Origin of the sequence: Pseudomonas sp. NPDC007930, assembly GCF_042958985.1 — a bacterium.
GTDB lineage: Bacteria > Pseudomonadota > Gammaproteobacteria > Pseudomonadales > Pseudomonadaceae > Aquipseudomonas.
Genome location: NZ_JBIBKC010000018.1, coordinates 39,332 through 66,067, shown reverse-complemented (window position 1 = coordinate 66,067; position 26,736 = coordinate 39,332). Strand labels below are relative to the sequence as shown.

General features: G+C 68.4%; 22 protein-coding genes. 1 reads left to right on the top strand and 21 read right to left on the bottom strand.

The window, feature by feature from the left end; genetic code table 11:
* Positions 1-2: 2 nt before the first annotated feature.
* The 14 genes from ACFZCE_RS23965 to ACFZCE_RS23900 form a co-directional block, all read right to left on the bottom strand.
* The gene (locus ACFZCE_RS23965) at positions 3-776 is read right to left on the bottom strand and encodes an ATP-binding cassette domain-containing protein (protein WP_390943027.1); all 774 of its coding nucleotides are present in this window, start codon (positions 774-776) and stop codon (positions 3-5) included.
* Complete coding sequence (locus ACFZCE_RS23960; protein WP_390943026.1) at positions 773-1,930, bottom strand: branched-chain amino acid ABC transporter permease; 1,158 nt, start codon at positions 1,928-1,930, stop codon at positions 773-775. Before ACFZCE_RS23960 ends, ACFZCE_RS23965 begins: the two co-directional genes overlap by 4 nt.
* A 1-nt stretch (position 1,931) precedes the next feature.
* A complete protein-coding gene (locus tag ACFZCE_RS23955) occupies positions 1,932-2,894 on the bottom strand; it encodes a branched-chain amino acid ABC transporter permease (protein ID WP_390943025.1) in 963 nt (320 codons plus the stop codon).
* Between the two features lie 41 nt (positions 2,895-2,935).
* Positions 2,936-4,105: an ABC transporter substrate-binding protein gene (locus tag ACFZCE_RS23950; protein ID WP_390943024.1), complete on the bottom strand. Its 1,170-nt coding sequence runs from the start codon at positions 4,103-4,105 to the stop codon at positions 2,936-2,938.
* Between the two features lie 265 nt (positions 4,106-4,370).
* Positions 4,371-4,754 (bottom strand): tautomerase family protein, encoded by a 384-nt coding sequence (locus ACFZCE_RS23945; protein ID WP_390943023.1) that lies wholly within the window; start codon positions 4,752-4,754, stop codon positions 4,371-4,373.
* Between the two features lie 91 nt (positions 4,755-4,845).
* Positions 4,846-5,793 carry a LysR substrate-binding domain-containing protein gene (locus ACFZCE_RS23940; RefSeq protein WP_390943022.1) on the bottom strand — a complete coding sequence of 316 codons (948 nt, stop codon included), beginning with the start codon at positions 5,791-5,793 and terminating at the stop codon, positions 4,846-4,848.
* 75 nt (positions 5,794-5,868) lie between these two features.
* Positions 5,869-7,089, bottom strand: a complete 1,221-nt coding sequence (locus ACFZCE_RS23935; protein ID WP_390943021.1) for an acyl-CoA dehydrogenase family protein — start codon at positions 7,087-7,089, stop codon at positions 5,869-5,871.
* Positions 7,090-7,133: 44 nt separating this feature from the next.
* The gene (locus ACFZCE_RS23930) at positions 7,134-8,765 is read right to left on the bottom strand and encodes a dipeptide ABC transporter ATP-binding protein (RefSeq protein ID WP_390943020.1); all 1,632 of its coding nucleotides are present in this window, start codon (positions 8,763-8,765) and stop codon (positions 7,134-7,136) included.
* Between the two features lie 9 nt (positions 8,766-8,774).
* Positions 8,775-9,626 (bottom strand): ABC transporter permease subunit, encoded by an 852-nt coding sequence (locus tag ACFZCE_RS23925; RefSeq protein ID WP_390943019.1) that lies wholly within the window; start codon positions 9,624-9,626, stop codon positions 8,775-8,777.
* On the bottom strand, positions 9,623-10,582 hold the full coding sequence (locus ACFZCE_RS23920) for an ABC transporter permease subunit (RefSeq protein ID WP_390943018.1): 960 nt from the start codon (positions 10,580-10,582) through the stop codon (positions 9,623-9,625). Before ACFZCE_RS23920 ends, ACFZCE_RS23925 begins: the two co-directional genes overlap by 4 nt.
* Complete coding sequence (locus ACFZCE_RS23915) at positions 10,579-12,174, bottom strand: ABC transporter substrate-binding protein (protein WP_390943017.1); 1,596 nt, start codon at positions 12,172-12,174, stop codon at positions 10,579-10,581. Before ACFZCE_RS23915 ends, ACFZCE_RS23920 begins: the two co-directional genes overlap by 4 nt.
* A gap of 18 nt (positions 12,175-12,192) precedes the next feature.
* Positions 12,193-13,383, bottom strand: a complete 1,191-nt coding sequence (locus ACFZCE_RS23910; protein WP_390943016.1) for an acyl-CoA dehydrogenase family protein — start codon at positions 13,381-13,383, stop codon at positions 12,193-12,195.
* 26 nt (positions 13,384-13,409) lie between these two features.
* Complete coding sequence (locus tag ACFZCE_RS23905) at positions 13,410-14,789, bottom strand: NtaA/DmoA family FMN-dependent monooxygenase (protein WP_390943015.1); 1,380 nt, start codon at positions 14,787-14,789, stop codon at positions 13,410-13,412.
* 16 nt (positions 14,790-14,805) lie between these two features.
* On the bottom strand, positions 14,806-16,929 hold the full coding sequence (locus ACFZCE_RS23900; protein ID WP_390943014.1) for a TonB-dependent receptor domain-containing protein: 2,124 nt from the start codon (positions 16,927-16,929) through the stop codon (positions 14,806-14,808).
* A gap of 195 nt (positions 16,930-17,124) precedes the next feature.
* Here ACFZCE_RS23900 and ACFZCE_RS23895 point away from each other — a divergent pair, with 195 nt between their 5' ends.
* The gene (locus tag ACFZCE_RS23895; RefSeq protein ID WP_390943013.1) at positions 17,125-18,063 is read left to right on the top strand and encodes a LysR substrate-binding domain-containing protein; all 939 of its coding nucleotides are present in this window, start codon (positions 17,125-17,127) and stop codon (positions 18,061-18,063) included.
* A 324-nt stretch (positions 18,064-18,387) separates the two neighbouring features.
* Here the strand turns inward: ACFZCE_RS23895 and ACFZCE_RS23890 are convergent, their stop codons facing one another.
* The 7 genes from ACFZCE_RS23890 to ACFZCE_RS23860 all read right to left on the bottom strand — a co-directional run bounded on the left by ACFZCE_RS23890 (position 18,388) and on the right by ACFZCE_RS23860 (position 26,628).
* Complete coding sequence (locus tag ACFZCE_RS23890) at positions 18,388-20,067, bottom strand: dipeptide ABC transporter ATP-binding protein (RefSeq protein ID WP_390943012.1); 1,680 nt, start codon at positions 20,065-20,067, stop codon at positions 18,388-18,390.
* Positions 20,064-20,903, bottom strand: a complete 840-nt coding sequence (locus ACFZCE_RS23885) for an ABC transporter permease subunit (protein WP_390943011.1) — start codon at positions 20,901-20,903, stop codon at positions 20,064-20,066. The genes ACFZCE_RS23890 and ACFZCE_RS23885 overlap by 4 nt, the downstream gene beginning before the upstream one ends.
* Complete coding sequence (locus tag ACFZCE_RS23880) at positions 20,900-21,859, bottom strand: ABC transporter permease subunit (protein WP_390943010.1); 960 nt, start codon at positions 21,857-21,859, stop codon at positions 20,900-20,902. Before ACFZCE_RS23880 ends, ACFZCE_RS23885 begins: the two co-directional genes overlap by 4 nt.
* Before the next feature lie 34 nt (positions 21,860-21,893).
* Positions 21,894-23,522 carry an ABC transporter substrate-binding protein gene (locus ACFZCE_RS23875; protein ID WP_390943009.1) on the bottom strand — a complete coding sequence of 543 codons (1,629 nt, stop codon included), beginning with the start codon at positions 23,520-23,522 and terminating at the stop codon, positions 21,894-21,896.
* Between the two features lie 29 nt (positions 23,523-23,551).
* Positions 23,552-24,751, bottom strand: coding sequence for an acyl-CoA dehydrogenase family protein (locus ACFZCE_RS23870; RefSeq protein WP_390943008.1), 1,200 nt, complete (start codon positions 24,749-24,751; stop codon positions 23,552-23,554).
* Between the two features lie 78 nt (positions 24,752-24,829).
* A complete protein-coding gene (locus ACFZCE_RS23865; protein ID WP_390943007.1) occupies positions 24,830-26,011 on the bottom strand; it encodes an acyl-CoA dehydrogenase family protein in 1,182 nt (393 codons plus the stop codon).
* A complete protein-coding gene (locus ACFZCE_RS23860; protein WP_390943006.1) occupies positions 26,008-26,628 on the bottom strand; it encodes a peroxidase-related enzyme in 621 nt (206 codons plus the stop codon). The genes ACFZCE_RS23865 and ACFZCE_RS23860 overlap by 4 nt, the downstream gene beginning before the upstream one ends.
* Positions 26,629-26,736: the final 108 nt, after the last annotated feature.

Below are 26,736 nucleotides of genomic sequence, written 5' to 3'. Positions count from 1 at the left end.
CTTCACTCCTTGCCCAGGTAGGCGACCTGCACCTGCGGGTCGGCGATGATCTCGGCGTAGCTGCCCTCGGCGATCTTCTTGCCGTAGTTGAGCACCACGCAGCGCTCGGAAATACGCTGGATCAGGTTCATTTCGTGCTCGATCAGCGCGATCGCGAACGGCGCGACGCTCTGGCGCACCTTGAGCACGTCGTCCATCAGCTCGTTGGTTTCGTCGTGGGTCATGCCGGCCGAGGGTTCGTCGAGCAGCAGCAGGCGCGGCTCGCTGATCAGCGCGCGGCAGATTTCCACCCGCCGGCGGTCGAGCATGCTCAGGTTGGCGGCCGGTTCCCAGAGCTTGCTGGCCAGCCCTGCGTTGAAGGTGTGCAGCAACTGGTGCACGCGCTCGACCATTTCGCCGTGCTGGCGCTTGAAGCCCTGGCGGCGGAACAGGTTGAACCACAGGCTTTCATCGAGGTGGCGGGTGTTGCCGGCCACCACGTTGTCGAACACCGTCAGCGGCAACGACAGCCGCAGGCGCTGGAAGGTGCGGGTGATGCCATGGCGGTAGACGCTCTGCGGCGAGCGGCCGCTGAGGTCTTCACCGGCAAAGGTCACGCTGCCGGCGCTGGCCTTGTACAGGCCGGTGATCACGTTGAAGCAGGTGGTTTTGCCCGAGCCGTTGGGGCCGAGCAGGGCGAGGATTTCCCGTGGCGCGATGTGCAGGTCAAGGCCGTCGAGGGCCACCAGCCCGCCGAAGCGCATGGTCAGCCCGCGGGTCTGCAGCAGTGGTTTCATGATGGGCGTCCCGGAAAGAATTGGCGAACCTGGCGAGGCAGCAGCCCCTGCGGGCGGAACAGCAGGATGGCGATCACCAGCAGGCCATACAGCAAGAAGCGGTACTCCTGGATCGACTGCAGCTTCTCCGGCAGGATCATCACGATCGCCACCGCCGGGATGATCCCCCAGGGGTTGCCGATGCCGCCGAGGATCACGATCGACACCAGGATCAGCGAGTCGCCGAAGGTGAAGTTGTTCGGTGCCACGTAGCCGGTCATCAGGCCGTAGGCCGCGCCGGCTACGCCGATCAGGAAGTTGCCGAACACGAACGCCAGCACCTTGGTGCGGGCGATGCGAATGCCGAACGCCGAGGCCGACACTTCATCGGTGCGCACCATGTCCATTGCCACCCCCAGCCACGAACGCTCGAGCCGGCGCACCAGCCAGAACGCCACGCTGCACAGCAGCAGCGCGAGCAGCACGAAGTTGGCGTAGAACGACACTTCGCTGTCGCCCCATTCGAGGCTTTCGCTCATGTCCCAGCCGAACAGGGTCATTCCCGGAATGCGCAGGCCCTGGGGGCCGCCGAAGGTGTCGTTGACCTCCATGAAGGTGCGAAACAGGATGCCAAAGGCGATCGTCACCAAGGCCGCATAGTGGCCGCGGGTGCGCAGCACCGGCAGGATCAGCAGCGAGCCAAGCGCCGCCGCCACCAGCCCGGCGATCAGCACCGCCAGCAGGTGCGGCACGCCGCTGTGCAGCGCCAGGGTGGCGGCGGTGTAGCTGCCGATGCCGAAGAACGCCGCGCCGGCGAAGTTGACGATCCCGGCATAGCCGAACTGCACGTTCAGGCCCAGGCAGGCGACGCTGTAGATCAGTACCGTGGCCAGCAGCAACAGGGCAAAGTGCGCGTCGTGGAACACCACCAGCAGGGCCAGCACCCCAGCGATGCAGCCCAGCCCGAGCAGGCGTGGGTGTTCGCTGGCGCTGCGGCCCAGAGGCGCGGCCAGCTTCAAGCGCCGCGCGGCCAGCAGCACGGCGCCAGCCACCAGCGCCAGCAGAAGGATTTCCACCTGGCTCTCGGCATGCAGCAACGCCCAGGCGACGATGAACCCCAGCGCCAGGGCGCCAGCCAGCAGCGGCCGTGAGGCCTTTGAAAGGAATGTATGCATGTCAGACTCGCTCACTGCTGCGTTCGGCGATCAGGCCGGTGGGTTTCCAGGCCAACAGGGCGATCACCACGACAAAGGCGAACACATCCTTGTAGGCCCCTTGGAACCCCGGGATCCACTGCGGCAACGCCACCGCGCCAAGGGTTTGCAGCGCCGCGAACAAGAAGCCGCCGAGGATCGCCCCATAGAAATTACCCAGGCCGCCGAGGATCGCCGCGCAGAAGCCGATCACCCCCAGCAGCAGGCCGACGTTGAAGTTGATTTCGTTGTAGTACAGCCCGTTCATCATCCCGGCGGTGGCCGCCAGGGCCGAGCCCAGGGCGAAGGTCAGCAGTACGATGCGCTCGAAGTTGATGCCCATCACCCGCGCGGTCTCGCCGTCCTGGGCCACCGCGCGGATCGCCAGGCCCAGCTTGCTGCGGTTGATCAACTGGTGCACGCCAATGATCGTCAGCGCGCCGACCAACAGGATGATCGCGCTGTCGGCGCGCACCGCCAGGCCGCCCAGGTGCCAGGTGCTGGTGGGCAGCAGTTGCGGGAAGGGCTTGGAGTTCGAGCCGTCGGGGTAGAACAGGCGGATGCATTCACGCAGCACCAGGCCCAGCATCAGGGTGATCAACAAGAGGTTGATCGGCGGTGCGTTGCGCAGCGGCAAAATCAGAAAGCGCGCCACCAGCGCGCCAAGCGCGGCGGTCACCGCCAGCGCCGCCACCAGCATGCACGCCAGTTGCAACCAGGGGTTGGCGATGCCCAGCGCCTGCACCGCGCCAAAGGTGGCAAGGCCGGCGAAGCCACCGACCATCAGCACATCGCCATGGGAAAACTTGATCACGTCGAGCACCCCGAAAAACAAGGTGAAGCCCACCGCGACCATCGCGTAGATCATGCCGAGCATCAGCCCGTTGATCAGGTATTGACTGAGGATTTCCAGATTCATGGCCAGGCCCGGATCGAAAAGGGTCATGGCCCCGGCACAGGGCGCGGGGCGGTTGTGTCACGGGTGGCTCACAGGCCCTTGAGGGTGCGCTTGCCGCTGGCGTATTCGCTGTCTTGCCACGGCACCCACTTGCCGTCTTGCACCACGTAGGCGGTGATCAGCGGCACGATGTTCTGGCGGTGGTCGTCGAAGGTCACCGGGCCGATCATGGTCTCGGCGTTCTGCGTGTGGTTCAGCTCGTCACGCACCTTGCGCCGGTTTGGCCCGACCTTGTCGATGGCGTCCATCAACAGGTTGCTCGCCACGTAGGCGAAGGGGCCGTAGGCCTCGGCGGGCTGGGCGTACTTCTGTTCGGCGTAGGCGGCGAAGAACGCCGGGCCGGCGGCCAGTTTCTCCCACGGCGCGCCTTCGATGAACGACAGCGAGCCCTCGGCCAGGGCGGCGCCGGTGCCTTCGATGTAGGCATCGGACTTGATCCCCGAGGTGCCTTCGAGCTGGGCGTCGATGCCGAGTTTTTCCATCTGCGCGCGGATGCGGATGCCGATCGGGGTCAGCCCGCCGAAGTAGATCACCTGGGGCTTGAGCTGCTTGATCTGGGTGAGTTCGGCGGTGAAGTCCTGCTGGTCGGCGGTCACCCCGAAGGTGCCGAGGATCTTCCCGCCGGCTTTTTCCAGGGCCTCGCTGAAGTACTTGTTGTGGCCCTTGCCGTAGTCGGTGGTGTCGTGGATCACGGCGAAGGTCTTGTAGCCATGCTCAACCATGAACTTCGCCGCTTCCTGGTTCTGGTTGATCATGGTGCCGTTGACCCGGTGCACTTCCTTGAAGTCGTTGGCGTAGGTGATGTCGGGCAGCACCGCGCCCCACACCACCACCGGCAGGCCGAACTTGTGGTACACGTCGACCGCGCTCATGGCCACGGCGGAACAGTAGTGGGGCACGGCGCCGATGATGTCTTTGTCGGCGGCGATCTTGGTGGCGATCTGCACGCCGACGTTGGGCTTGCACTCATCGTCCAGCGCGACCAGCTCGTATTCGTACGGCGCGCCAGCCTTGGCATTGTGCTGCTTGACCGCGAGGTCCGCTGAGTTGCGCCCGCCCAGGCCGATGGCCGAGGTGCCGCCAGTCAGTGGGCCAACGAATGCAATCTTGACCACCTCTTTGGCCAGCGCGAACGGCGCGGCGAGCAGGCTGGCAGACAGTACAGCGGGCAACAGCGCGGCTTTGATCTTGGTACTCATGGCGTCTCCTGAAGGTCCGGCGGCGAACGCTCGGTGGTTAAATACCATCATGTATACAAGATGGTATTTCGACAAAAGCAATTACGGTGCCAGTATCGTCAGGAGCGGCTGCGGGGGCCGTGAAGCCGGGCTGGGTGGGGGCGGGAAGGGCGCGTGGCGAGGGGCGGGCGTGGGCGATCGTGGGTCACCGGGTGGGGCGGGGTGCTCTAGGTTGGGGCGCTGGGCCCTTCGCCCGGCTGGGCCGAGCGAAAGCCCGTCAAACCGATCACCCCGCGTACTGCGCCAGCCCATTGCCAAACGACCAGTTCTCTTTTTTCACCTCCACCAGGCTGATGAACACATCCTCCGGGCGCACCTGCGCCTCGTGCTGCAGGCCCTCGGCGATGGCCTGGTAGAGGGCCTTTTTCTGCTCGAGGCTGCGCCCTTCGTTCAGGGTGATCTGGATGAACACTTGGCCGTCGCTGCGCGCGATGCCGAGGTAGTGCGGGTCGTACACCAAGCGGCCGCCGTCGTGCTCGGCCAGCACTTGGAAGTTATCCTGTTCGGGCACGTTGATGGCGCTGCGCAGGACGGCGTAGACCACCCGGCCAATGCTGTGCAGGCGGGTAGGGTCTGGGTGTGTGCGGGTGTCGATGCGTACCAGTGGCATGGCCAGGCTCCTCAGGGGTGGCGGCGGCAGGCTTGCCGCGCACACCCATCTTAGGGCGCCTGCCAAGGCCCATCTCGGGCGGTTTTTCCGCTCAGCCGGGAATTGAATTCATCAATCCAGGCTCGGCCAGGCCCGCGGCCAGTTCGCTGCCCAGTGCCTCGATCAACACCTGCAACCTGGGCAGGGTGGCGCGGGCGCGCTGCCACGCCAGGTGAATGGGTGGGCCGTCGAAGGCCAGGCCCGGCAGCACCTCGGCCAGCACCCCCGCTTTTAGCTGCGCGGCGATCAGCCAGCGCGGCAGTTGGGCAATGCCCAAGCCCTCCAGCACCGCCATCAGCTCGGCCTCGCCATCGCCCAGCGCCAGCCACGCGGGTACCGTGGCGCTGCCCATGGCGGTGGGCGCGGCGCCCTCGCGGAACCACGGGGTGACCCACCCACCGGGCTGGGCATAGCCGATACAGGCATGCCGCGCGAGGTCGGCGGCGCTCGCCGGTACCCCATGCGCCGCCAGGTAGGCCGGCGTGGCGCAGTAGGTCAGGCGCTGCACGCCCAGTTGCCGGAACGCCAGGTGTTCGGGCCACACCTTCGGCCCGCCGATGCGCACCAGCAGGTCGACCCCCTCGAGCAGCGGGTCGATCAGCCGGTCGCTGAAGGTCACGTGTGGGCGCAGCAACGGGTAGCGCCTGAGCACGCCCAGCAGCACCGGCATTACCTGCTTGCGGCCAAAGCTGGCCGGCAGGTCGATGCGCACATGGCCGCTGACCTCGCGGTGCTCGGCCTGCAGCGCCAGCTCGGCGGCTTCCAGCTCGGCGAGGATGCCTTTGCAGGCGCGATAGAACGCTACGCCCGCGGCCGTCAGCGCCAGCCGCCGGGTGGTGCGCTCGAACAGCTTGATGCCCAGGCGCTGCTCCAGCCGGGCGATGCCCTTGCTCACCGCCGAGCTGCTCAGGCTCAGCGGTTCGGCGGCGCGGGTGAAACTGCCCAGCTCGGCGACGCAGACGAACACGTCGATGCCCTTCAAGCGTTCAGAGGCGTACATGGGGGGGCCTTCAATGGCAGTGCGAAGGGCCATTGTTGTGGCAGGGCTGGCTGGGCTGCAAGGGCTTCAGGGCCCTCAGGCCACGCCGATCCGCCACTGCTCCGGCGGCGCCGTTCCGTTCACCGCGTAGTCCCCGACGATCCGCTCCTTGTAGATCCGCGGGTTGTGCGAGGACAGCGTGCGCGCGTTGCGCCAGAACCGGTCCAGCCCTAGCGGGCGCAGGGTCGCCGAGGCGCCGAGGGCGTCGAACAGGGTGGTGGTGGCGTTGAGTATCAGGTCCATCACGATGCTCTGCGCCTGGGCCACCTCCAGCTCGGCGATCGCCACCGCCTGGGTGGCGGCGGTTTCATCCTCGCCCAGCTGCGCGGCATGGGCACGCTGTAAGGCCTCGGCGTTTTTCAGGGTGATCGCGCCGCTGGTGTAGGCCGCGCCGCGCAGGCGGCCGACCACCTGCAGCACTTGCGGGTCTTGCCCGGCGCGGTCGGCGTTGCCGTTGCTGTAGGTGCGCGTGCGGTTGGCTACGGCCTGCGCCACCTCGCCACTCAGGGCTCGGCCAAGGCCGGCGAGGGTGGCCAGGTGTACCAGCTGGAAAAACGCCGGGGCGTAGCCAAAGCGCTGCTCGCGATTGATGTCGGCCTCGTCCACCGCGACCTGGTCGAAGTGCGCGGTGCCGCTGGCGGTGAGGGTCTGGCCGAAGCCGTTCCAATCGTCCAGCACTTGCACGCCCGGGGCCTCGCGGGCCACGGTGACGGCGAAGATCTCGCCGTCGCTGCCGCTCACGCCCACGTCGACCCACTCCGAGTACAGCGTGCCGGTGGTGTAGAACTTGCTGCCAAACAACCGCCAGCCCTGGCCGTGGGGCTCCAGGCGGGTGCCGAAGCGGCCGCGGGCCACCTCACCCACCTCGCTCCAGGCCGGGCCGACCAACTGGCCGCGGCCCAGGCGCGCCAGCCAACGCTCGCGCCGGGCCGGCTGGCGGCTGACCAATACGCCCTCGACAAAGCCCAAGTGGCCGCGGATCGCCTGCACCAGGTTGGAGTCCGCTTCGCCCAGCTCGATCAGCAGGTTGAACAACTGCGGCAGGCTGGCACCGCTGCCGCCGTAGGCCTGGGGCACGCGCAGCGCGGTAAAGCCGGATTCTTTGAGCCAGCGGATCTGCTCCAGTGGCAGTTCACGGTTCAGCTCGCGGCTGATCGCGCCTTCGCGGATCCGCGCGAACAGTGGGCGAAAGCGTTCGGCCAGGGTTTCGTAGGCGGCGTCGGGGCCGGCGCCCCAGGCGGCGTCGATTTGGCTCATGGGTAAGGCTCCTTGTTCAGTGTGTAGGCGTCAGTGCAAAGGGCTCAGGCCTGCAAAGCCTGGGCAGTGGGGCCGGCGTTCAGGCGGATGGGCAGCACCGAGGCCAGCAGTTTTTGCGTGTAGGGGTGGCGGGCGTTGGCCAGCAAATCGCCGGCGGCGAAGGTTTCCACCAGGCGGCCTTGTTCCATCACTGCCACGCGGTCGCAGAAGGTTTCGATCACCGGCAGGCTGTGGCCGATGAACAGGTAAGTGAGGTTCAGCCGCTCGCGCAGTGCCAGCAGCAGTTCGAGGATCTGCGCCTGGATCGACACATCCAGCGCCGAGGTGGGCTCGTCGAGGATGATCAGCCGCGGCTGCACCACCAGTGCCCGGGCGATGCCGATACGCTGGCGTTGCCCGCCGGAAAACCCATGGGGGTAACGGTGTAGGTGCTCCGGCCCGAGGTTCACCTGTTCCAACGCTTGCACCGCGAGCTCCAGCGCCTGGCTGGTGCTGCTGGCCAGGCCCAGCCGCCGCGCCGGCGCGGTGAGTTGCTCAGCCACGGTGCGGCGGGGGTTGAGCGAGGCGCTGGCGTCCTGGAACACGTACTGCAGTTGCCGGCAGAACGCCTGGTGGTCGTGGGCGTTGGCCACCGGCAAGGCGCGGCCATCGAAGCGCACGCTGCCGCTGCTGGCCGGGGTAAGTTGGGCGATCAGCCGGCCGAGGGTCGATTTGCCCGAGCCGGATTCACCGATCAGCCCGAGAATCTCCCCGGCCCGCACTTCCAGGCTCACCCCCTGTACCGCGGCCACCTGTTGCGGCGCGCGCAGCCAGCCGGTGGCCTGGCTGAAGGTTTTACTGAGCTCGCGCACCTCCAGCAGTGGCTCGCCCGCGGCGGGGGCGCGGCGCGGGGCATGCGGGCGGCTGCCGAGCACTGGCACGGCACGGATCAACGCCTGGGTATAGGGGTGTTGCGGGGTGCCCAGCAGCGCCGCGGTCGGGCCCTGTTCGACCACACGCCCGGCGCGCATCACCGCCACCCGCTGGCTCATCCAGGCCACCACGCCGAAGTCATGGGTGATGATCAGGATCGCCGTACCATGGCGTTGGTTGATGCTCAGCAGCAGGTCGAGGATGTGCTTCTGCACGGTGGCGTCCAGCGCCGTGGTGGGCTCGTCGGCGATCAACAGCGCCGGGCGGCCGATCAGCGCCAGGGCGATCATCACCCGCTGGCGCATGCCGCCGCTGAGCTGGTGCGGGTAGGCATTGAGCACCCGCGCGGTGTCGCTGATGCCCACCTGGCGCAGCCAGTGGCAGGCCTCGCGCTGGGCCGCGGCGCCGCGCAGGCCCTGCTTGTGGCGCAGGTTTTCGCGCAGCAACTGGCCGACCTTGAACGAAGGGTCGAGCGCGCTCAGTGGGTTCTGGAAGATCATCCCGATGCCGCGCCCGCGCACACGGTTCAGCGCCGCTTCGCTCAGCCCGAGCAAGGCCTGCCCGTTGAAGCGCAGGCTGCCGCGCAGGCGGGTGCCACGGCGCGGTAACAGGCCCATCAGGGCGCTGGCGGTGACGCTTTTGCCCGAGCCGGATTCGCCCACCAGGGCCAGGATCTCGCCGGCCTCCAGGGCCAGGTTCAGGCCTTGCACGGCCGGTTGCCCGGCAAAGGCCACGTGCAGGTCAGTGATGTCCAGCAAACTCATGGTCGGCTCCTAGTCGCGAGGGTCGAGGGCGTCGCGCAAACCGTCGCCCAGCCAGTTGAAGGCCAGGGCCACGGCAACGATCGCCAGGGCGGGTACGGTGGCCACATGGGCGTGGCCCTGGAGCATCACGCTGGCGCCTTCGCTGACCATCCGCCCCCAGTCGGCATAGGGCGGCTGCACGCCCAGGCCCATGAAGCCGAGGCCGGCGAGAAACACCAGCATGCCGCCCACCAGCGTGGTGGCGTACACCACCACGCTGGTCAGCACGTTGGGCAGCAGCTCTTGCCACAGCAGCGCCGCCGGGCTGGCGCCGAGGGCGCGGGCGGCGGCGAGGTAGTCCTTGCCGCGCTCGGCGCGCACGTCGGCGTAGACCACCCGCGCCAGGTAGGGCAGCGCCGCCAGGCCGATGGTCAGGCTGACCGCCGCCAGCCCCGGGCCAAAGGCTGCCGCCAGGCCAATGGCGAGCAACACCATGGGGAAGGCCAGCAGCATGTCGAGCACGCGCATCACCAGAGCACTGGCGCGGCCCTCGCGCCAGCCGGCGAACAGCCCCAGCAGCAGGGCCAGCAGCGCCGCGCCGAGCACCGGCGGCAAACAGGCGAGCAGCGCGCTGCGCCCACCCCACAGTACCCGGCTGAACAGGTCACGGCCCTGGGCGTCGAGCCCCAGCCAGTGCCCGGGGCTGCCCAGCCCGCCCAGGCGCAGGCGCGGTTGGGCGAAGTTCGGGTCGTACGGCGCCAGCCACGGCGCGAGCAGGCTGGCCAGCAGCACCAGCACGATGAACACCAGGCTGGCACTGGCCAGGCGGTTGCGCCCCAGGCGCCGCCAAGGTGCCGGGGGCCGCTGAAGGGTGGCAGTCATAGGGCGCCTCCTGTTTGCGCGCGGGGGTCGAGGGCGTCGAGCAGCAGGTCGGTGAGCAGGTTGATCGCCACGAAGCAGCCGGTCACCAGCATCACCCCGGCCTGGATCATCGGGTAATCCTGGCCGGCGGCGGCGTTGTACAGCTGGGTGCCGATGCCCGGCCAGGCAAACACCTTCTCGACGAAAATCACCCCGCTGAGCAGGTAGCCGATTTGCAGGCCGGTCATGTTCACCACCGGCCCGAGCAGGTTGCGGCCCATGTGCCGGCGCACGATCTGCCCGCGGCTGTAGCCCAGCGCGCGGCAGGTGCGGATGTAATCGGCCTGGTCGATGTCGATCACCGTGGCACGCACCAGCCGGGCAAGGATCAGCATCGAGATGATCGCCGCGGCGAACGCCGGCAGCAGCAGGTGGCGCAGCAGGTCGAGGGCGCCGCTGGCGCCGCGCAGGTCGTACATGCCCGACACCGGCAGCCAGCGCAACTGGATCGCGAACAGCCAGATCAGCGCCAGCCCCAGCCAGGCCACCGGCAGGTTGTGGCCCAGCTGGATCAACAACAGCAGCAGCCGGTCAGCCAGGCTGCCGCGGCGCAGGCCGCTGTACAGCCCCACCGCCACCCCGCACAGCACGCACAGCAGCACCGCTGCGGCGGTAAGTAGCGAGGTGTTGGCAAACGCCGGCGCCAGCACGCTGAACACCGGCACCTTCAGCGCCAGCGAGGTGCCCCAGTCGCCGCGCAGCAGGTGGCTGAGCCAGGCCAGGTACTGCGTCGGCAGGGGTTGGTCGAGCCCATAGCTGGCGCGGATTTCATCGATCGAGGCCTGCGACACCTGCCCCTGCAGGGCGTTGGCGATGGGGTCGCCGGGGGCGGCGTGGGCGATCAGGAACACCAACACCGACACCACCAGCAACAGCGGCAGTGCCTGCAGCAGGCGCAACAGCGCGAGCCGGCTCATGCCTGCAACCACACACGGGCGAGGTCGTAGAAGTTCTGCGCCGGTACGTTGAAGCCGCGCACCTTCGGCGCCGTGGTGAAGTACCGGTTGAAGGTCAGCAGCGGGACGATGGCCGCCTGTTGCTGCAGCAAGGCATTGGCCGCGCGCCAATTGTGCAGGGCCTGTTGTTCATCCACCGTGCTGGCGGCGGCGTCGATCGCCGGGCCCAGCGCAGCGCCGAGCAGGGCGCCGCCACCGCCACGGGCGACCACGTAGCCGTCGTAGACGAGCTTGAGCCAGTAGGGCGTGACGAAGCCCCATTCCATGGCGAACAACGCGGTGTCGTCATCCAGCTTGGCCAGCCGCGAGGTGTAGCTCAGCCACTCCTGGGAAACGATCTTCACCTCGATGCCCACCTTGGCCAGGTCATCGCGCAGCCATTCGATCACCGGCTGGTTGGCCACATCGGTGGCAATGGTGAAGCTCACCGAGCCCTCGGCGTGGCCGGCGTCGCGCAGCAGCTTGCGGGCGCTGTCCGGGGCGTAGGGGTAGTCTTGCTGGTGGGGGTCGTAGGCGCTGTTGCCGAGGTTGTAGATGTTGCGGTTGGGCCGCGCGTAGCCGCCGAACAAACTGCTCGCCAGGCCGTCGCGGTCGATGGCGTGGATCACCGCCTGGCGCACGGCGAGGTCTTTGGCAAAGCGATTGTTGAAGTTCCAGCTGAGGAACAGCTCACCGGCGTTGCTGCTGTCGTGCACGGTGAAACCGGCGCTTTGCAGGCTGGGGATGGCATCGGTGGGGGTGCGCGTGAGCAGGTCGATCTCGCCGCCCTGCAGCGCGCTCAGGCGGGTGGCGTCATCGGCGATGGGGCGGAAGATCAAGCGCTCGAGCAGCGGCGCCGGCCCCCAATAGTGAGGGTTGCGCAACAGCTCGGTTTTTTCCCCGCGCACCCGCGCCACCAGGGTGTATGGGCCGGTGCCGCAGGCATGCTCGGCCAGGCCGTTCTGGCCATGGGTTTGCAGCGCCTTGGGGCTGAAGAACCCCGACACGTAGTTACCCTGGGGCAACAGCCGCAGAAAGTCCCGGAACGGCCGGGCGAACACATACTGTACGCGGTGGCTGCCAAGTACGTTGAGCGCCTTGAGCTGGCCATACACTGGGCGCATCGAAGCGCTGGCCTGCACGTCGAAGTACTCGAAGCTGGGGTCGGTGAAGCGCCGCACGTTGAAGCGCACCGCCTCGGCGTCGAACGGCGTGCCGTCGTGAAAGCTCACTTGCTGGCGCAGGGTGAAGGTGAAGGTGGTCTGGTCGGCGCTCACCTCCCACTGCTCGGCCAGCGCCGGCACCAGCGGCGGCGGGCCAGCGCTGGCCGGCTGGCTGAGGTCTTCGCCGACCAGCGATTCATAGATGTGCCGGTCGACCCGGTAGGTTTCCCAGGAGTACTGGCGGTTCGGGTCGTAGAAGGTCGGCTCCTGGTACTGGCCGATCACCAAGGTGCCACCGCTGCGCGGGGCATCGCCGGCGGCGAATGCCCAGCCGTGCTTCAGGGCGAACGGCGCGGCCAGGGCCAGCGAGCCGCTGGCAGTGAGAAAACGACGGCGGGAAATCACAGGCATGGGGGCTCCGGGGCAGGGTTAGAAGGCACGTTGGCGCAGGTCGACGCCGCTGAACCAGGCGCGCAAGGCCACCTCGCCGGTCAACTCGTAGTTGCCGATGGCGCGCAGGCGAAAATCCACCGGGTTGTGGCTGGCCAGGGTGCGGGCGTTGCGCCAGTGGCGGTCCCAGTTGCGGCTTTCGGCCAGCGCCGAGGCGCCGCCGACGTCGAACAGCCGGGTCGCCGCCTCGAGCACCCGCTGCACCAGCAGGTGCTGGGCGCGGAACACGTCATGCTCGAGGCCGTTGAGGGCGTCGGCGTTGGCGCCGGGCTGGGCCAGCCAGGCGACCATGGTGTCGAGGCGTTCGCCGATGTCGCGCACGATCACCGCGCTGCTGTAAGCGGCGCTGCTCAGCTCGCCGACCAGCGCTTGCACCTGGGCGTCGTCCCTGGGCAGTTGGCCGCTGCCATGGCTGAAGTAACGGGTGCGTGCGCGCACGTAGTCCACCGCGTCGGCATGGGCATTGCGGGCGATCCCGGCCAGGGCGATCAGGTGAAAATGCTGGGCCAGCGAGGTGGCATAGGGCGCCAGGCTTTCGAAAATCGGCAGGGCGTTTTCCGCGCCCACCTTGACCCGCTCGAAGCGCGCGCTGCCGCTGGCGGTCAGGCGTTGGCCAAAGCCGTCCCAGTCATCGGGCAGGCTCAGCCCCTCGGCGTCGCGCGGCACCACCAGCAGGGTCAGGCGCTGGTCTTCGTCCTCGGCCAGGGTCGCTACCCAGTCGGCGAACAACGAGCCGGTGGCGTAGTATTTCTCGCCGCTGAGCCAGCGTTCGCCGCCTTCGCTGTGCAACTGGGTGGCGAAGTGATCGGTGTTCACCGGGTTGCGTTCGGTGTGCGCGCCGCCCACCACCGCGCCGGCGGCGATGCGCCGTAGCCAGAGGTCGCGGTTGCTCGAGGGCTCGGCCAGCAGCAGGGATTCCACGAAGATGAAGTGCGCGCGGAACACCTGCACGAAGTTGGCGTCGGCGCTGGCCAGTTGCAGCAGTTGTTCGGTTAGCTGGGCCACGCTCAGGCCGCCGCCGCCCAGGGCGGTAGGCACGCGCAGGGCGCCAAAGCCCAGCGCGGCCAGTTCGGCGACTTCCTGGTAGGGTTGCTCGCGGCGCCGCTCGCGCGCCGCGGCGGTGGCCGCGAGGCGGGCGTACAGGGCCTGCAGTTCGGTGCTGTGGGGCATGGCGGTATCCTCGGTTGAAGTGGCGCTCAGGCGATGCTCAGCCGCCGCGCGTGGTGCTGGCCGGGCAGCCGTGGGCCCTGGCGCAGGAGTTTTTCGCGCAGGGTGCCGGGGTGGTATTCGCGCTGGGCCAGGCCGCGTTGCTGCAGCACCGGCACCACCTGGTCGACCCACTCACCCCACCAGCCCAGGGTGGTCACCGGTACCACGTTGAAGCCGTGCACGCCGGCATCGGCCCAACGCTGTACCAGGCCGGCGATCTGCTCCGGGGTGCCGGCGAAGCGCCCCGGCAACAAGGCGTTGTTGAGCAGGTACTCACCCCAGGTCAGCGGCTTGCCGTGGCCATGGTCGGCGTCGACCGCGGCGCGGAAATTCGAGCGCACGTGGTCGCCCAGTTCGGCGCGGTCCTTCAGCTCGCTCAGTGGCGTGTCGGGGTCGACCCGGGCCAGGTCGATGCCGCTGCCGCCACTGTGGAAGGCTTGTAGCGCGGCGACGTCGATGTTTTCCAGCAGGTGGCGTTGCTTGCGCTTGGCTTCTTCTTCGGTCGAGCCGATCACCGTCGAGAGCATCACGATCTTCTTCAGCGCCTCGCTGCCGCGGCCGTTGGCGCGCAAGGCCTGGTCAAGAATGCCGATGTCGCGGCGGGCGGCCTCGGGCGTGTGCGAGGGCAGGAAGGTGATCTCGGCATTGCGGGTGGCAAAGGCCCGCCCGGCCACCGAGTTGCCCGCCTGGAACAGCACTGGCGTGCGCTGCGGCGACGGCTCGACGATGTGCGGGCCCTCGACCTTGTAGCGCTCGCCCACGTGGTTGATGCGGTGGATCTTCGCCGGGTCGAAGAAACGGTTGCTGGCCGGGTCGTGCAGCACCGCGCCGTCTTCCCAGGAGTGCTCCCAGAGTTTGTAGGCGACGTCTACATACTCCTGGGCCCAGGCGTAGCGGTCGTCGTGGGCGGCGATGGTGTCGTAACCGTAGTTGCGAAAGCCGTTGGAGAGGTACGAGGTGACGATGTTCCAGGCCACCCGGCCGTGGCTGAAGTGGTCCAGCGACGACAACTGCCGGGCGAAGCTGAACGGGTGGCTCTGGATGATATTGCTGGTCACCGCGAAGCCCAGGTGCTCGGTGGCCGCGGCCAGGGCCGAGACGATGGTCACCGGGTCTGGCTCGGGGAACTGCGAGCCGGCGCGGATGGTGGTGGTGCCGTCGCCGAATTCGAGGTCGTACACGCCGACCACATCGGCGATGAACAGCGTGTCGAACAGGCCACGCTCGAGGGTCTTGACCACTTCCAGGTAGGGCTCGAGCTTGCTGTAGCCGTACTGCACGCGGCCCTCTTCGGTGCGCCAGTAGCCGTGGCTGTGGTGGTTGGGGGTCAGGTGCAAAAAGCCGTTGTAGATCAGTTCACGGGCCATGGGCGGGCCTCCCGGGTTAGAAGTGGTAAGAAACGCCGCTGAACGCGGAGAAGCCGTCGCCGGGGTAGAACACCGCCGAATCCTGGCCTTGCAGGTCGTAGGAGTTGCTCACGGCGGTGACGTACTTTTTGTCGGTGAGGTTGCGCAGGTCGAGGTACACGCTCCAGCGCTTGCTCGGCGCCTCGTAGCCGAACTTGGCGCCGAGCAAGGTGTAGGAAGGTGCCTTGAGGGTGTTGGCGTAGTCGGCGTAGTAGCTCGAGCTGTAGCGCAGGTTCAGCCCGGCATAGAAGCCGCGCGTGGCTTGCCAGTGCAGCTCGGCCTGGTACACGGTTTCCGGCAGGCCGGGCAGCTTGTTGCCGCCGAAGGTGCTGTCGTGGCGGTAGAAGTACTGGCTGGCGGTCAGCGCCTGGCGCAGGCTCAGCACGTCGCCGTTGGCGCCCTTCCACAGCTGCGCGTTCAGTGCTGCTTCGATGCCCTGGTGGATGGTCGGCGAGGCGTTCGACCAGCCGATCACCTCGGCGCTGTTGTTGGTTGCCGGCTCCAGCACGGTCGAGAGGATTTCGTCCTTGATCCACGAGCGGTACAGCGCCAGGCTGCCGTCGAAGATGCCGTGCTGGCCACGCAGGCCGAGCTCCGCGGTGGTGCCTGTTTGTGCCTTGCGCGGCTGGATGTAGCGTGTGCCGACCGCACCGTTCTGGTAGTTCCACACCGCCGGGCCATCCACCGAGCGAGTGACGTTGCCGAACACTTGCAATTCGGGGCTGAACTGCCAGCGAAAGCCCAGCCGCGGGGCGAGGAACCACTCGTTGTAATCGACGCTGTCGCGGGTGTGTTCGGCGTCTACCGCCGTGCGGTACGGCAGGCTGACGTCGCGGCCGATGTTGATCGCCGAGAGGCCGCTGACCAGCCAGGTGGTGTCGGTCAGTTGCAGCTCGTTGCCGAACGCCAGTACCGAGTCGTGGGAGTCGTTGTACACGGCTTTTTCGGTGTACGCGCGGTCATCGCCACTGCCGCTGTAGTAACGCGCGTTGCCGTGGCGCAGGCGGATGTCACTGAGGGCGATGGTGGTGTCGCTGTTCAGCCCGAACAATTGGTCGCCGGTGCGCAGGTAACGCAGCGAGGTGCCGATGTCGGTGTAGCGCCACAGGCTGGGGGTGTTGGTGTTGTAGTTCACCTGCAGCGGGTAGCGGTTGTGCTGCAGGCCCAGCTCGAGCTTGGAGCCGTCGTTGAAGGTGTAGGTGGTGCGGTTGCCGAACACCGTGGTGCCGGTGGCGCTGCGCTTGGACACCGCGCCGCTCTGGCGCGGGTCGTCTTTGAGCTGGCGCAGGGTGAGGGTGCCGCCGTTGTACAGCGAGCCCTGACCGAAGCGGAAGAAAAACCGCGTTTCCAATTGGTCGCTCAATTGGTAGCCGAAGTTGCCCACGTAGTACTCGTGGTGGTTGGGCGTGTCGCTCTGGTAGCCACGGCGCTCGTCACTGACCGCGGTGAAGTGGTAGTCGGCGTCGCCGATCACCCCACCGGTGCTGATCTCGCGCTTGCGGTAGCCGAAGCTGCCGCCTTCGAAGCGCAACGTGGTGCCCGGGTCGGTGTAGCCGGTCTTGCTGACGAAGTTGATCGCCCCACCGAGGGAGGTGGCGGTGTAGGCGAAGGCGTTGCCGCCGTAGAGGATCTCGGTGTGGTCCACGCCCACCAGGTTCAGTTGGTCTTCGTGGGTACCGGCCACGCCGGTGACCGGCAGGCCGTCGTAGAGGTATTTGATGCCCAGGCTGTTGCCGCCATAGAACACCCCCAGGCCTGAGCCGCGGATGGAAATCTTGTTGCCAGTGGTGCCGCTGGTGGACTGGGCGAACACCCCCGGTTGCAGGGTGAGTACGTCTTCGGCGTTGGCGCTGCGGCCTTGCTCGACCTTGGCGTTGTCGATCAGCGCGGTGTTGCCGGCCACTTTGTCGAGGGCTTTCTTGGCCTCTTGCTGCTCGGGTTTTTCGCTGCCCTGCACCACCACGGTGGCCAGGTGCGCGTCTTCGGCATGCACCGGCAGGGCGAAGCCGCCCAGGCACAGCGACAACGCGCTGGCCTTGAACAAGGGGCGGTGGGGCAGGGTACGGGTAGGGCTCTGCAACAGCTGTTTCACGTGAGGCATCCTCTTCCGGAATGGAACTCGGGTCAGCGAGCATTTCCGTTGACGGAAGAGAATCGCAGTGATCGACGCATTCGCTATGTGGAATAAAAGTAGAAGTTTTAGTTACTTCTGGTTTGGTTGGCGCAAGATTTATAAGTGGCAGCCCTAGCCGTGGGCAATTGAGAAAAAGCGAATCGAGGGTTGTGAAAAATGCATATGGACCTGCGCACGCTCGGCCACTTCGTGGCGCTCATCGACCACGGCAGTTTTGCCGCCGCGGCCACCGCGGTGAACCTCTCGCAGTCGGCGTTCACGCGGAGCATCCAGAACCTCGAACGGCAGGCCGGGCACTTGCTGGTCGACCGCAACGACAAGGGCCTGCCGCCCACCTCACCGGGGCGCCTGGTGCTCGATTACGCGCGGCCGTTGCTGGAGCACTACCAGGACTTGAAACAGGAGCTCGACCGCTTTTGCGCCGAGGAACAGGGCAGCCTGCGCCTGGCCTGCGCGCCGGCGTTGGTTGGGGCCCTGGTGCCGCAGGCGCTGGCGCAATTGCTGGGCGAGCACCCGGCGCTCAAGGTGCGTTACCGCCAGGCCCGTGGCGCGGCGCTGGAGCGCGCCTTGCACAGCCGCGAGATCGACTTGGCGGTGGCGGAAGTAGGGCAACTGGAGGCCGACCCACGCTACCGTGTGGTGCGCCTGCTGCCGCAGCGCTGGAGTTTCTATTGCCGGCCGGGGCACCCACTGGCGCAGGCGCCGGTGGTCGAGGTGGGGGCGCTGTTGGGCTACCCGTTGGCCACCGCGTTGAGCCTGCGTGAGCTGCGCCGGGGCTTGGGCACGGCGCTGCGCCAGCGCGAGTTCGTGCCGGCGTTCGAGTGCGACAGCGCCCAGGCCGCGCTGGCGCTGGCGCTGAACAGCGACGCCATCGGCCTGCTGCCCCACGCCGGCGGCGCGCCGCAGGCCGCGCAGGGCTTGCAACTGTTGCAAGTGGCCGGGTTGCCCGGCACCGCCGAAGAACGCCAGGCCCGCTACGGCGTCGTCAGCCTGCGCGACTACCCGCTGTCGCCCTGGGCCAAAAGCTTCGTCGAGATCCTTCAGGAGCTCGACCTGCAAGCCGCGCAACAGGCCCTGGCGGGTGCGGCGTTGGCGGTGTAGGCGGCGCTGCCAGCGCAGAGCCCCCCAGGCCGTCAGGTCGCCATCTGGATCAAGCTGTGAAGGCTGATGGTTCAGTACAAGCGCTTCAGTGCCTATCGCCCGGCACAGCCGGCCTCCCACAGGTTCTATATTGCTTCGTATATCAAATATTTATACACATCTGGTGGGAGGCCGGCTGTGCCGGGCGATAGGCACTGAAGTTCATGCACAAATTCAGCAGAGCTCACAGATTGATCCCCTCCATGAAGCCCTGAAATCGCTTAAGTGAACGGCACTCCGGCTGTGCCGGGCGAAGGGCCAGCCAGCGCAGAGCCCCCCAGGCCGTCAGGTCGCCACCCGCAGCACCTCCGGCGCCCTGTGCCCCTGGCCCGCCCGCGCCGCCGCCACCAGCGCCTGGGTATAGGCCGCCTGTGGCCGCAGCAGCACCCGTTCGGCGCTGCCGTGTTCGACCACGCGGCCGTCTTTCATCACCAGCACTTGGTCGCTCACGTGGTGGACCACGTCGAGGTCATGGGAGATGAACAGGCAACTGACCTTCAGCTCCCGCTGTATCTGCCCCAGCAGGTCGAGTATCTGCGCCTGGATCGACACATCCAGCGCCGACACCGCCTCGTCGAACACCAGCAGCGACGGCGCGTGGGCCAGCGCCCGGGCGATCGCCACGCGCTGGCGCTGGCCGCCGGAGAGCCAGCGCGGGCTGCGCGCCAGCAGCGCCTGCGGCAGGCCAACGGCGTCGAGCAGGGCATGCAGTTGTGGCAGCACGGTGCGCGGAGCGCGGCGCTGGCCGAGCAGCAGCGCGTCGGTGAGCACTTGCGCCACCGACCAGCGTGGGTCGAATGAGCCGAGGGGGTCTTGGAACACCACCCCCACCTCGGCCCGCCGCGGCCGCCGCTGCGCCTCGCTGAGCCCCGGCGCCGCCCACGGCTGGCCGTTGAGCAGCACCTGGCCGGCGTCAGGTTGCAACAGCCCGAGGATGATATTGGCCAGTGAAGTTTTGCCCGAGCCGGACTCCCCGACGATACCCAGGGTGGTTCCGGCCGCCAGCTCGAAACTCACCTCGGCCAGTGCCTGGCGCGGCGCTTGCTGGGGCAGGGCAAAGCGCTTGCTCAGGCCCTGCACGCTCAACGCTGCCCCAGCCTTTGCCGGCCCTGGGCGGGCCTGGGCCAGGGCCTGCAACGCCACCGGCGCGGCGTTGCCCAGGCGCTGGCCCTTGCGTTCGGGGCGCGGCACGGCCGCCAGCAGTTGCCGGGTGTAGGCCGAGCGCGGCTGATGCAGCACCTGCGCCGCCAGCCCTTGCTCGACCAGGCGGCCACTGTGCATGACCGCGATGTGGTCGGCCACCTGGGCCACCGCGGCCAGGTCGTGGCTGATCAACAACAGCGCCGTGCCCTGGTCGGCCAGCCGCCGCAGCAGCGCCAGCACCTGTGCCTGCACGCTGGCGTCGAGCGCGGTGGTCGGCTCGTCGGCGATCAGCACCGGGGGGCGCAGCGCCACCGCCGCGGCGATCAACGCCCGCTGGCGCAAGCCGCCGGAGAGTTGCGGCGCGCGCAGGTCGATGCGTTGTTCAGGGTCGCTGATGCCGGCTTCGGCCAGCACCGCCAGCACCTGCTCCCGGCGTTGCGCCGCGCTGAGCTGTGGGCGGTGCAGGCGGAACAGGTCGCCCACCTCGGCGCCAATGCTGCGCAATGGGTCGAGCGACACCAGCGCATCTTGCAGCACGAACCCGGCTTGCTCGCCGCGCAGCCGGCGCCAGGCCCTCCCGCGCAGCGCCAGCAGGTTGTGCCCGGCCAGTTGCAGCTCGGCGGCGCTGACCTGCGCCTGCTCACCGAGCAGCCCCACCAGGCTTTTTGCAATGACCGATTTGCCCGAACCCGACTCCCCCACCAACGCCAGGCACTGCCCGGAGTAAAGGCTCAGGTCTACCCCGTGAACGACCTGGCGCAGCTGCGCGCCGTGGCCAAAGCCGATGGTCAGGTTGCGCGCGGTGACGATCGCGTGGCTCATGGTTGCAGGCTCCTGCCTTCCAGATGGCGCCCCAGGGCGGTGGCGGCGATGGCGGTGGCGGCGATCAACGCGCCAGGGAAAAACGTCAGCCACCACGCCGAATAGATGAAATTCTTGCCGCTGGCCAGCAACAGGCCCCACTCCGAGGCCGGCGGCGCCGCGCCCAGGCCCAGGTAGCCGAGCGCCGCGCCCCAGATGATGGCCTGGCCAATGCCCAGGGTGAACAGCGCCAGCAGCGGCCACATCACGTTCGGCAACAGGTGCCGGCAGAGGATGAACCCCGGCCCGCGCCCCAGCGCCACTGCCGCCTTGATGTAGTCGGCGCGGCGCTGGCTGCGCACCTGGGCGCGGATGATCCGGGCAAAGCCGGGGAACAGCGACAGCCCCACCGCCAGCCCGGTGCTGTAGGGCCCGCTGCCCATCACCGTGATGAACAACAGCGCCAGCACGATCGACGGGAAGGCGAACATCACCTCCACCAGCCGCGTCGCGGCCCAGTCCAGCGCGCGGTTGCCGAGCCCGCCGAGCACCCCGAACAGCAGCCCCAGGGCCAGCCCCAGCAGGGTGGCCAGTACGCCGATCGCCAGCGAGTCGCGGGTGCCGTAGATCACCCGGCTGAGCAGGTCGCGGCCGTTCTCGTCGGTGCCCAGCCAATGGCCGGCGGCGGGCGGGCGCAGCACCGCGGAGGTGTCCATGGCGGTCGGCGCGTACGGCGCCAGCCACTGCGGCAGCAGCGCCGCGGCCAGCAACAGCAACCACACCGCCAGGGCCGCTGCCGCCCCCAGCGGCAACCGTGGCAGTTGCCAGGCCGGGCGCCGCGCAAGGGTCAGGCTCATGGCTGGGCCTCCCCTTGGCCGCGTGGGTCGAGGGCGCGCAAGGCAAGGTCGGCGAGCAGGTTGGCGACCACGTACATCAGCGCCGACAGCGTCACCACCGCCGCCACCAGTTGGATGTCGCGGCTGTCGACGCCAGCCATCAACACCCGCCCCAGGCCCGGGCGGCTGAACACGTTCTCGACCACCACCGCGCCGCTGAGCAGCGCCCCGACAAAACTCGCCGACGCGCTGATCGCCGGCGCCACGGCGTGGCGCAGGGTGTGCCGCAGCAGCACCCCGGCTTCGCTCTCGCCGCGGCTGCGGGCGCTGAGCACGAACGGCGCGCGCTCGGCGTGCTGCAGCGCGCCGCGGAGGATTTGCGCCAGGTACCCGGCGCAGGGCAGCGCCAGGGTCAGTACCGGCAACACCAGCCCGGCCACACTGTGGGCGTCGCTTACCGCCGGCAGCCAGCGCAGCTTGACCGCGAACAGCATGATCAACAGCGCCCCCAGCCAGAAGTGCGGCAGCGAGGCGCCGAGCACTTCGAGCCAGGCGCCAAGCCGCGCCGCCCAGCGCCCGCCGTGGCTTGCCCCGGCGACGAAGGCCAGCGCCAGCAACCAGGCGCACAACAGCGCCAGCGCCGCCAGCAACAGGGTCGGCCCCAGGTAGCGGCCGAGCAGCGCGGCGATGTCATCGCGCAGGCTGTAGGCGTAGCCAAAATGCCCCTGGGCAAAGCCCAGCAGCATGTTCAGGTACTGCTGCGGCAGCGGCAGGTCGAGGCCATACTGGGCGCGCACCTGCGCCAGCACCGCTTCCGGCACGTCGATGCCGCTGCCGCCGCCGGCAATCAACCGCGCGGGGTCCCCGGGGACCACCCGCAGGGCGATGAAGGTAATGCTCACCACCGCCCACATCACCAGCGCCGCGCCGAGCAACTGGCCGGGCAGCGGGCGTAGGGTTCTCAACAGCCTGGCCATCGTGGTGGCCCTCCTTTTGTGATCAGCCCAGGGCTCAACGCTGCGGCGCCAGCCACACGTCATACAGCCCCACGTAGTTCGACGCCGGCCACACCCGCAGCCCGTGCACCTGCGGCTTGTAGGCCAGGCGGGTTTGCTGGTCGGCCACTGGCAGCAGCACCGCCAACTCGCCCAGGCGTGCCTGGGCCTGCTGGTAGAACGAACGCCGCTGGGCGTCGTCGCTGGCGCGGGTCGCTTGTTCCAGCAGGTGGTCGAGGGTGGCGTCGAGCACCGGGGTGGGCGCCTTGTGCGAGCCATCCGGGTTGGCCGTGGCGTTCTCGGAATGGAACATCGCCCGGAGAATGTCGGGTGAGTTCTTGCTGTAGCTCATGCGCACCACGTCGTAGCGCCAGGCGTAGGCGTTGGCCAGCGCGGTGGCGCCATCGACCTGGCGGATGTTCAGCGCGAAGCCCACCTGCTTGAGCGCCTCCTGTGCCTGCTGCAGGGTCGAGACGATCGCCGGGATCTCACTGGCAGCCAGCACGAAGGTCGCCTGCAGGCGTTGGCCGCCCTGGGTGCGGTAGCCCTCGGCATCGCGCCCGGTCCAGCCGGCAGCGTCGAGCAGGGCGTTGGCCTGGGCCGGGTCGTGCTGGTAATACTGGGGCAGGGCCTGGTGGTAGGTGGTGGTCGAACTGATCGGCGAATACAGCGGCGGGTACTGGCCGAAGTACGCGGTTTTCAGCGCCGTGGCGATGTCGACCGCCTTGATGAACGCTTGGCGCACCCGCTCATCGTCGAACGGCGCGTGGGTGCGGTTGAGGAAGAAAATATCCGCGATGCCCTTGCGCGCGGCGGTGATCAGGCTGATCGACGGGTCGGCGCTGAACGCCGCGGTGTTTTCCACGTTCGCCCCTTCGATGGCGTCTACCGCGCCCGACTGCAGCGCCGCCAGCCGCGCGGCGTTGTCGGTGATGAACCGATAGTCGACCTTCTCCAGGTACGCCGGGCCCTGATGGCTAACGATCGGCGGGCCCTGGGTGAAGTGCTCGTTGCGCACGAAGCTCACCCCGGCCTGTTGGTCGAACGCCGCCACCTTGAACGGCCCGGTGCCCGACGGCGTGGCGCAGTTCTGCGCCGGGCCCTGGGCGATGGCTTTGGGCGACTGCATCGGCACGATCGGGTCGGCCAGCGCCTCGAGGGTGCCGCTGTCGGGCTCCAGCAGCTTGATCGCCACCTGGTAAGGGCCCAGCACCTCGGCCGAGGCCACGCGCAGCAGGGAGATACGCGTCCATGAGGTGCTTTTGAGGATGTAGTCGATGTTGCTCTTCACCGCGGCGGCGTCGAACGCTGTGCCGTCGGAGAACACCTTGTCGTGGCGCAGGTTGAAGGTGTACGTGAGGCCGTCGGCCGACACCTGCCAGTCTGTCGCCAGCCAGGGAGGGATGGCGCCGTGTTCGTCTTGGAACACCAGGTTCTCGAAGTACTGCTGGGCGATGGCGCCGGCGGCGCGGTCAGCGTACTGCACGGTGTCGAGGCATTTGACCACCTCGGAAATGGCAAAGCGCAGGGTGCCCCCGGCGACCGGGCCGGTGCTGGCGGTTTTCGGTTCATCGGCCGGGGAGCAGCCGAGCAGGCCGCCGCACAGCAGCAGGGGCAGCAGGCGGGGGCGGAACAAAGCGGTCATGGCGGTCCTTGCAGAGGGGTAGGGGAGGGTCAAAGCCGTTGGCTGAGGTCCACGCCGCTGTACCAGCGGCGCAGGGCAACGGTGCCGTTGAGGTCATGGGCGCCGATCGCCTTGAGGCGAAAGCCGATCGGGTTGTGGCTGGCCAGCGTGCGTGCATTGCGCCAGAAGCGGTCCCAGTTTTTCTGGGCGTCCAGCGCCGAGGCGCCGCCGACGTCGAACAGCCGCGTAGTGGCCTGCAACACGCTGGCGCTGATGCTGTGCTGGGCGCGGAACACGTCGTGCTCGATGGCTTCGATGGCGGCCTGGTCCTGCTCCGGCGCCGCCACCAGCATGCCGAGGGTATCGAGTTGGCGGCCGATGTCGCGCACCAGCACTTCGGCGCCATAGGCGCTGCTGCTCACCTCGCCGACCACGGCCTGGATGATCGGGTCATCCTTGGGCAGCGCGCCGCCGCCCTGGGCAAAGTAACGGGTGCGCCCGCGCACGTAGGCAAGCACCTCGCGGTGCGCGGCGCGGGCGATGCCGGCCAAGCCGATCAGGTGAAAATGCTGCGCCAGCGAGGTGCCGTAGGGGCCCAGCCGGTCGAAGCTGGGCAGGTGGCTGGCCGGGCTCACCGGCACCCGCTCGAAGCGCGTGGTGCCGCTGGCGGTCAGGCGCTGGCCGAAGCCGTTCCAGTCGTCGAGCAGGGTCACCCCTTGCCCTTGGCGCGGCACCGCGACCAGCAGCAGGCGGTCATCCTCGCCCTCGGCGAGGGTGGCGATCCAGTCGGCGTAGAGCGAGCCGGTGGAGTAGTACTTCTCGCCGCTCAGCCACTGGCGCTCGCCGTCCTGCTCCACGCGGGTGGCGAAATGGTCGCTGTTGGCGCGGCCCCGCTCGGTGTGCGCGCCGCCGATCAGGGCGCCGGCGGCGACCCGTTCCAGCCACAGCTCACGGGCAGCCGAGGGCGCCGCCAGCAGTAGCGATTCGACGAAAATAAAATGCGCGCGCAGGATTTGCGGGAAGTTCGAATCCGCCTCGGCCAAGGCCAGCAGGGCCTCGGTCAGCTCGGCCAGGGTCAGGCCACTGCCGCCCAGTTCCAACGGCAAACGCAGCGCGCCGAAGCCGGCTTCGGCCAGGGCCGCGACTTCGGCGTAGGGCAGGGTGCGCAAGCGGTCACGCTCAGCGGCGCTGGCCTGGATGCGCTCGAATAGCGCGCCGAAGCGAGCGTGTAATGCGGGGGTTAAAGCCATGGTGCAGGTCTCGCGGTGAGCCGCCCGTGCCGGGCGGTATCGTCGGGCCGGCGGCGCTGGGCAGCGCCGCCGGTAAGGTCAGCCGAGCAGGTAGGATTGCCCGATCGCTTCATAGCTGGCGTGGGCGCTGGGCGGGTGAAAGCCCCCGGCGCGCACGTCGCGGTACAGCCGCTCCAGCTCGTTGCCGCGCGCCAGCGAGGCGGCGCCGGCGATCTCCAGGGCCAGGTTGACCACCTTCTGCGCCGCCTCTACCGCGTACTGCTTGGCGCCGAGAATCTTCGCTGGCCACAGCGCGCCATGGTCGACGCCGGCGTCCAGCTCGGCGGCCACCTGGTGCAACAGCGCCACGGCGCTGTCGAGGCTGATCGCCGCCTGCGCGGTGGCGTATTGGGTCAAGGGCTTGTGGGCAAAACTTTGCCCACCCAATACCCGCGAGGGGCGCTTGCGCGCGCTGGCCACCGCCAGCTCGAAGGCGCGCTGGGCGATGCCCAGGTAAACCGCGGCAATGCCAGGGATCGCCGCCGCCAGGATGGCATCGGTAAACGCCGAGGCCGGCGGCCCCGGTGGCAGCACCAGGGCCACCTGGGCGGCCGGCGCGACCACCCCTTCAAGCAGCGTGTCGTCGCTGCGGGTGGCGCGCAGGCCAAGGGCGTCCCAGGTTTCAACACTGCGCTGGCCAGGCCAGGCGCGGGCGATGAAGGCGTGGACGATTTTCGGCTGGGCGGGGTCCGAATCGTCGCGGCCATGAATCCCCAGCCAATCCCAGGCGGGGCTGAGCGAGGTGAGCACCTTGCGCCCCTCGAAGCGGTAGCTGCCATCGCCCAGGGGGATGGCCTTCACGTTGGAGTCGGCCAGGCCCGCATCGTTGCCCGGTTCGCCGTGGCCGGCGGCGAACAGCTTGCCCCCGGCCACCTCGCGCAGCACCCACTCCAGGCTGCGGTCACCGGCGTACCACAGCCGCGCGGCGGTGCCCACCCAGTACTGGTGCATGTTGATCGCCAGCGCGGTGGCCGGCGCCCTGGCAGCCAGCGCGCTGTGCTGGCGCACGTACTCCGCCAGGCTCAGGCCGGCACCACCGAGCGCTTGCGGCACCAGCGCCTTGAGGTAACCGGCCTGCTGCAGCTCGGCGAGGTCTTCGTGGAAAAACTGGTTGGCGCGGTCGTACTCGCCCGCGCGGCTGGCGATGCGCTCGAGCAGTTCAGGGCTGAGCAACGCCTGCGCGGTGGCGCTGGGCGCCGGGGTCGGGGTAAGGGCTGTCATGGGGTGGCCTGTTCAAAGAAAACACGGTCGGGGGTCACGCGTAGCGCGGCGGTCAGGCGGTTGGCGTAGGCGAAAAACGCACTCACCTCGAAAATCTCCAGCACCGCGGCCTCGTTGAAGCCGTTGCTGGCCAGCGCGGCGAAGTCGTCGGGGTTGAGGCTGCGGGCGTCGCGGGAGAGTTTTTCCGCCACGTTGGCGAGGATCCGTTCACGCGGGGTGAGGGCGATGTCGTGGTGGTCGCGGGCGATGCGCTGGGCGCGGATCGGGTCGTTCAAGGCGGCGCTCAAGGCCACCGTGTGGTTGAACACGCAGTAGCTGCAGCCGTTGGTGGCCGAGCTGACCACTGCCAGCAGTTCGCGGTCCTGGGCGGTGAGCTGGCTGTGGCGGGGGTCGAACAAATGCTCATAGAACGCCACCAGGCGCACTGCGGTGCCCGGGTTGGTCGACAGCGCGGCCAGCCAATTGGGCACGAAGCCGTAGTGGGTTCTGAACTGCCTGAACAACGCGGCCACCTCCGCCGGCTGCTCAGCCTCGGCGGGGATCGGCAAACGCGAAACCGGTTCATGAAGGGGCGTGGCCACCAAGGGTGGCGCGGGCGCTGCGAGCGGCGCTGGCATAGCGGTTCTCCTGGCCATTACGGGGAAGGGCGAGCCGCTGTTTTGGCGGGTTTTCAGGAGGGTGACAAATGCAACTTTCGCAAGCGGCCGATGCAGGGTTTGCATAGG

Coding starts and splice junctions, on each gene's coding strand:
- ACFZCE_RS23865 (WP_390943007.1), bottom strand. CDS start 26,011: ATGACAGCCCTTACCCCGACCCCGGCGCCCAGCGCCACCGCGCAGGCG.
- ACFZCE_RS23875 (WP_390943009.1), bottom strand. CDS start 23,522: ATGACCGCTTTGTTCCGCCCCCGCCTGCTGCCCCTGCTGCTGTGCGGC.
- ACFZCE_RS23920 (WP_390943018.1), bottom strand. CDS start 10,582: ATGAGCCGGCTCGCGCTGTTGCGCCTGCTGCAGGCACTGCCGCTGTTG.
- ACFZCE_RS23940 (WP_390943022.1), bottom strand. CDS start 5,793: ATGTACGCCTCTGAACGCTTGAAGGGCATCGACGTGTTCGTCTGCGTC.
- ACFZCE_RS23965 (WP_390943027.1), bottom strand. CDS start 776: ATGAAACCACTGCTGCAGACCCGCGGGCTGACCATGCGCTTCGGCGGG.
- ACFZCE_RS23950 (WP_390943024.1), bottom strand. CDS start 4,105: ATGAGTACCAAGATCAAAGCCGCGCTGTTGCCCGCTGTACTGTCTGCC.
- ACFZCE_RS23955 (WP_390943025.1), bottom strand. CDS start 2,894: ATGACCCTTTTCGATCCGGGCCTGGCCATGAATCTGGAAATCCTCAGT.
- ACFZCE_RS23900 (WP_390943014.1), bottom strand. CDS start 16,929: ATGCCTCACGTGAAACAGCTGTTGCAGAGCCCTACCCGTACCCTGCCC.
- ACFZCE_RS23870 (WP_390943008.1), bottom strand. CDS start 24,751: ATGGCTTTAACCCCCGCATTACACGCTCGCTTCGGCGCGCTATTCGAG.
- ACFZCE_RS23925 (WP_390943019.1), bottom strand. CDS start 9,626: ATGACTGCCACCCTTCAGCGGCCCCCGGCACCTTGGCGGCGCCTGGGG.
- ACFZCE_RS23930 (WP_390943020.1), bottom strand. CDS start 8,765: ATGAGTTTGCTGGACATCACTGACCTGCACGTGGCCTTTGCCGGGCAA.
- ACFZCE_RS23880 (WP_390943010.1), bottom strand. CDS start 21,859: ATGGCCAGGCTGTTGAGAACCCTACGCCCGCTGCCCGGCCAGTTGCTC.
- ACFZCE_RS23890 (WP_390943012.1), bottom strand. CDS start 20,067: ATGAGCCACGCGATCGTCACCGCGCGCAACCTGACCATCGGCTTTGGC.
- ACFZCE_RS23945 (WP_390943023.1), bottom strand. CDS start 4,754: ATGCCACTGGTACGCATCGACACCCGCACACACCCAGACCCTACCCGC.
- ACFZCE_RS23935 (WP_390943021.1), bottom strand. CDS start 7,089: ATGAGCCAAATCGACGCCGCCTGGGGCGCCGGCCCCGACGCCGCCTAC.
- ACFZCE_RS23910 (WP_390943016.1), bottom strand. CDS start 13,383: ATGCCCCACAGCACCGAACTGCAGGCCCTGTACGCCCGCCTCGCGGCC.
- ACFZCE_RS23885 (WP_390943011.1), bottom strand. CDS start 20,903: ATGAGCCTGACCCTTGCGCGGCGCCCGGCCTGGCAACTGCCACGGTTG.
- ACFZCE_RS23860 (WP_390943006.1), bottom strand. CDS start 26,628: ATGCCAGCGCCGCTCGCAGCGCCCGCGCCACCCTTGGTGGCCACGCCC.
- ACFZCE_RS23905 (WP_390943015.1), bottom strand. CDS start 14,789: ATGGCCCGTGAACTGATCTACAACGGCTTTTTGCACCTGACCCCCAAC.
- ACFZCE_RS23915 (WP_390943017.1), bottom strand. CDS start 12,174: ATGCCTGTGATTTCCCGCCGTCGTTTTCTCACTGCCAGCGGCTCGCTG.
- ACFZCE_RS23960 (WP_390943026.1), bottom strand. CDS start 1,930: ATGCATACATTCCTTTCAAAGGCCTCACGGCCGCTGCTGGCTGGCGCC.
- ACFZCE_RS23895 (WP_390943013.1), top strand. CDS start 17,125: ATGGACCTGCGCACGCTCGGCCACTTCGTGGCGCTCATCGACCACGGC.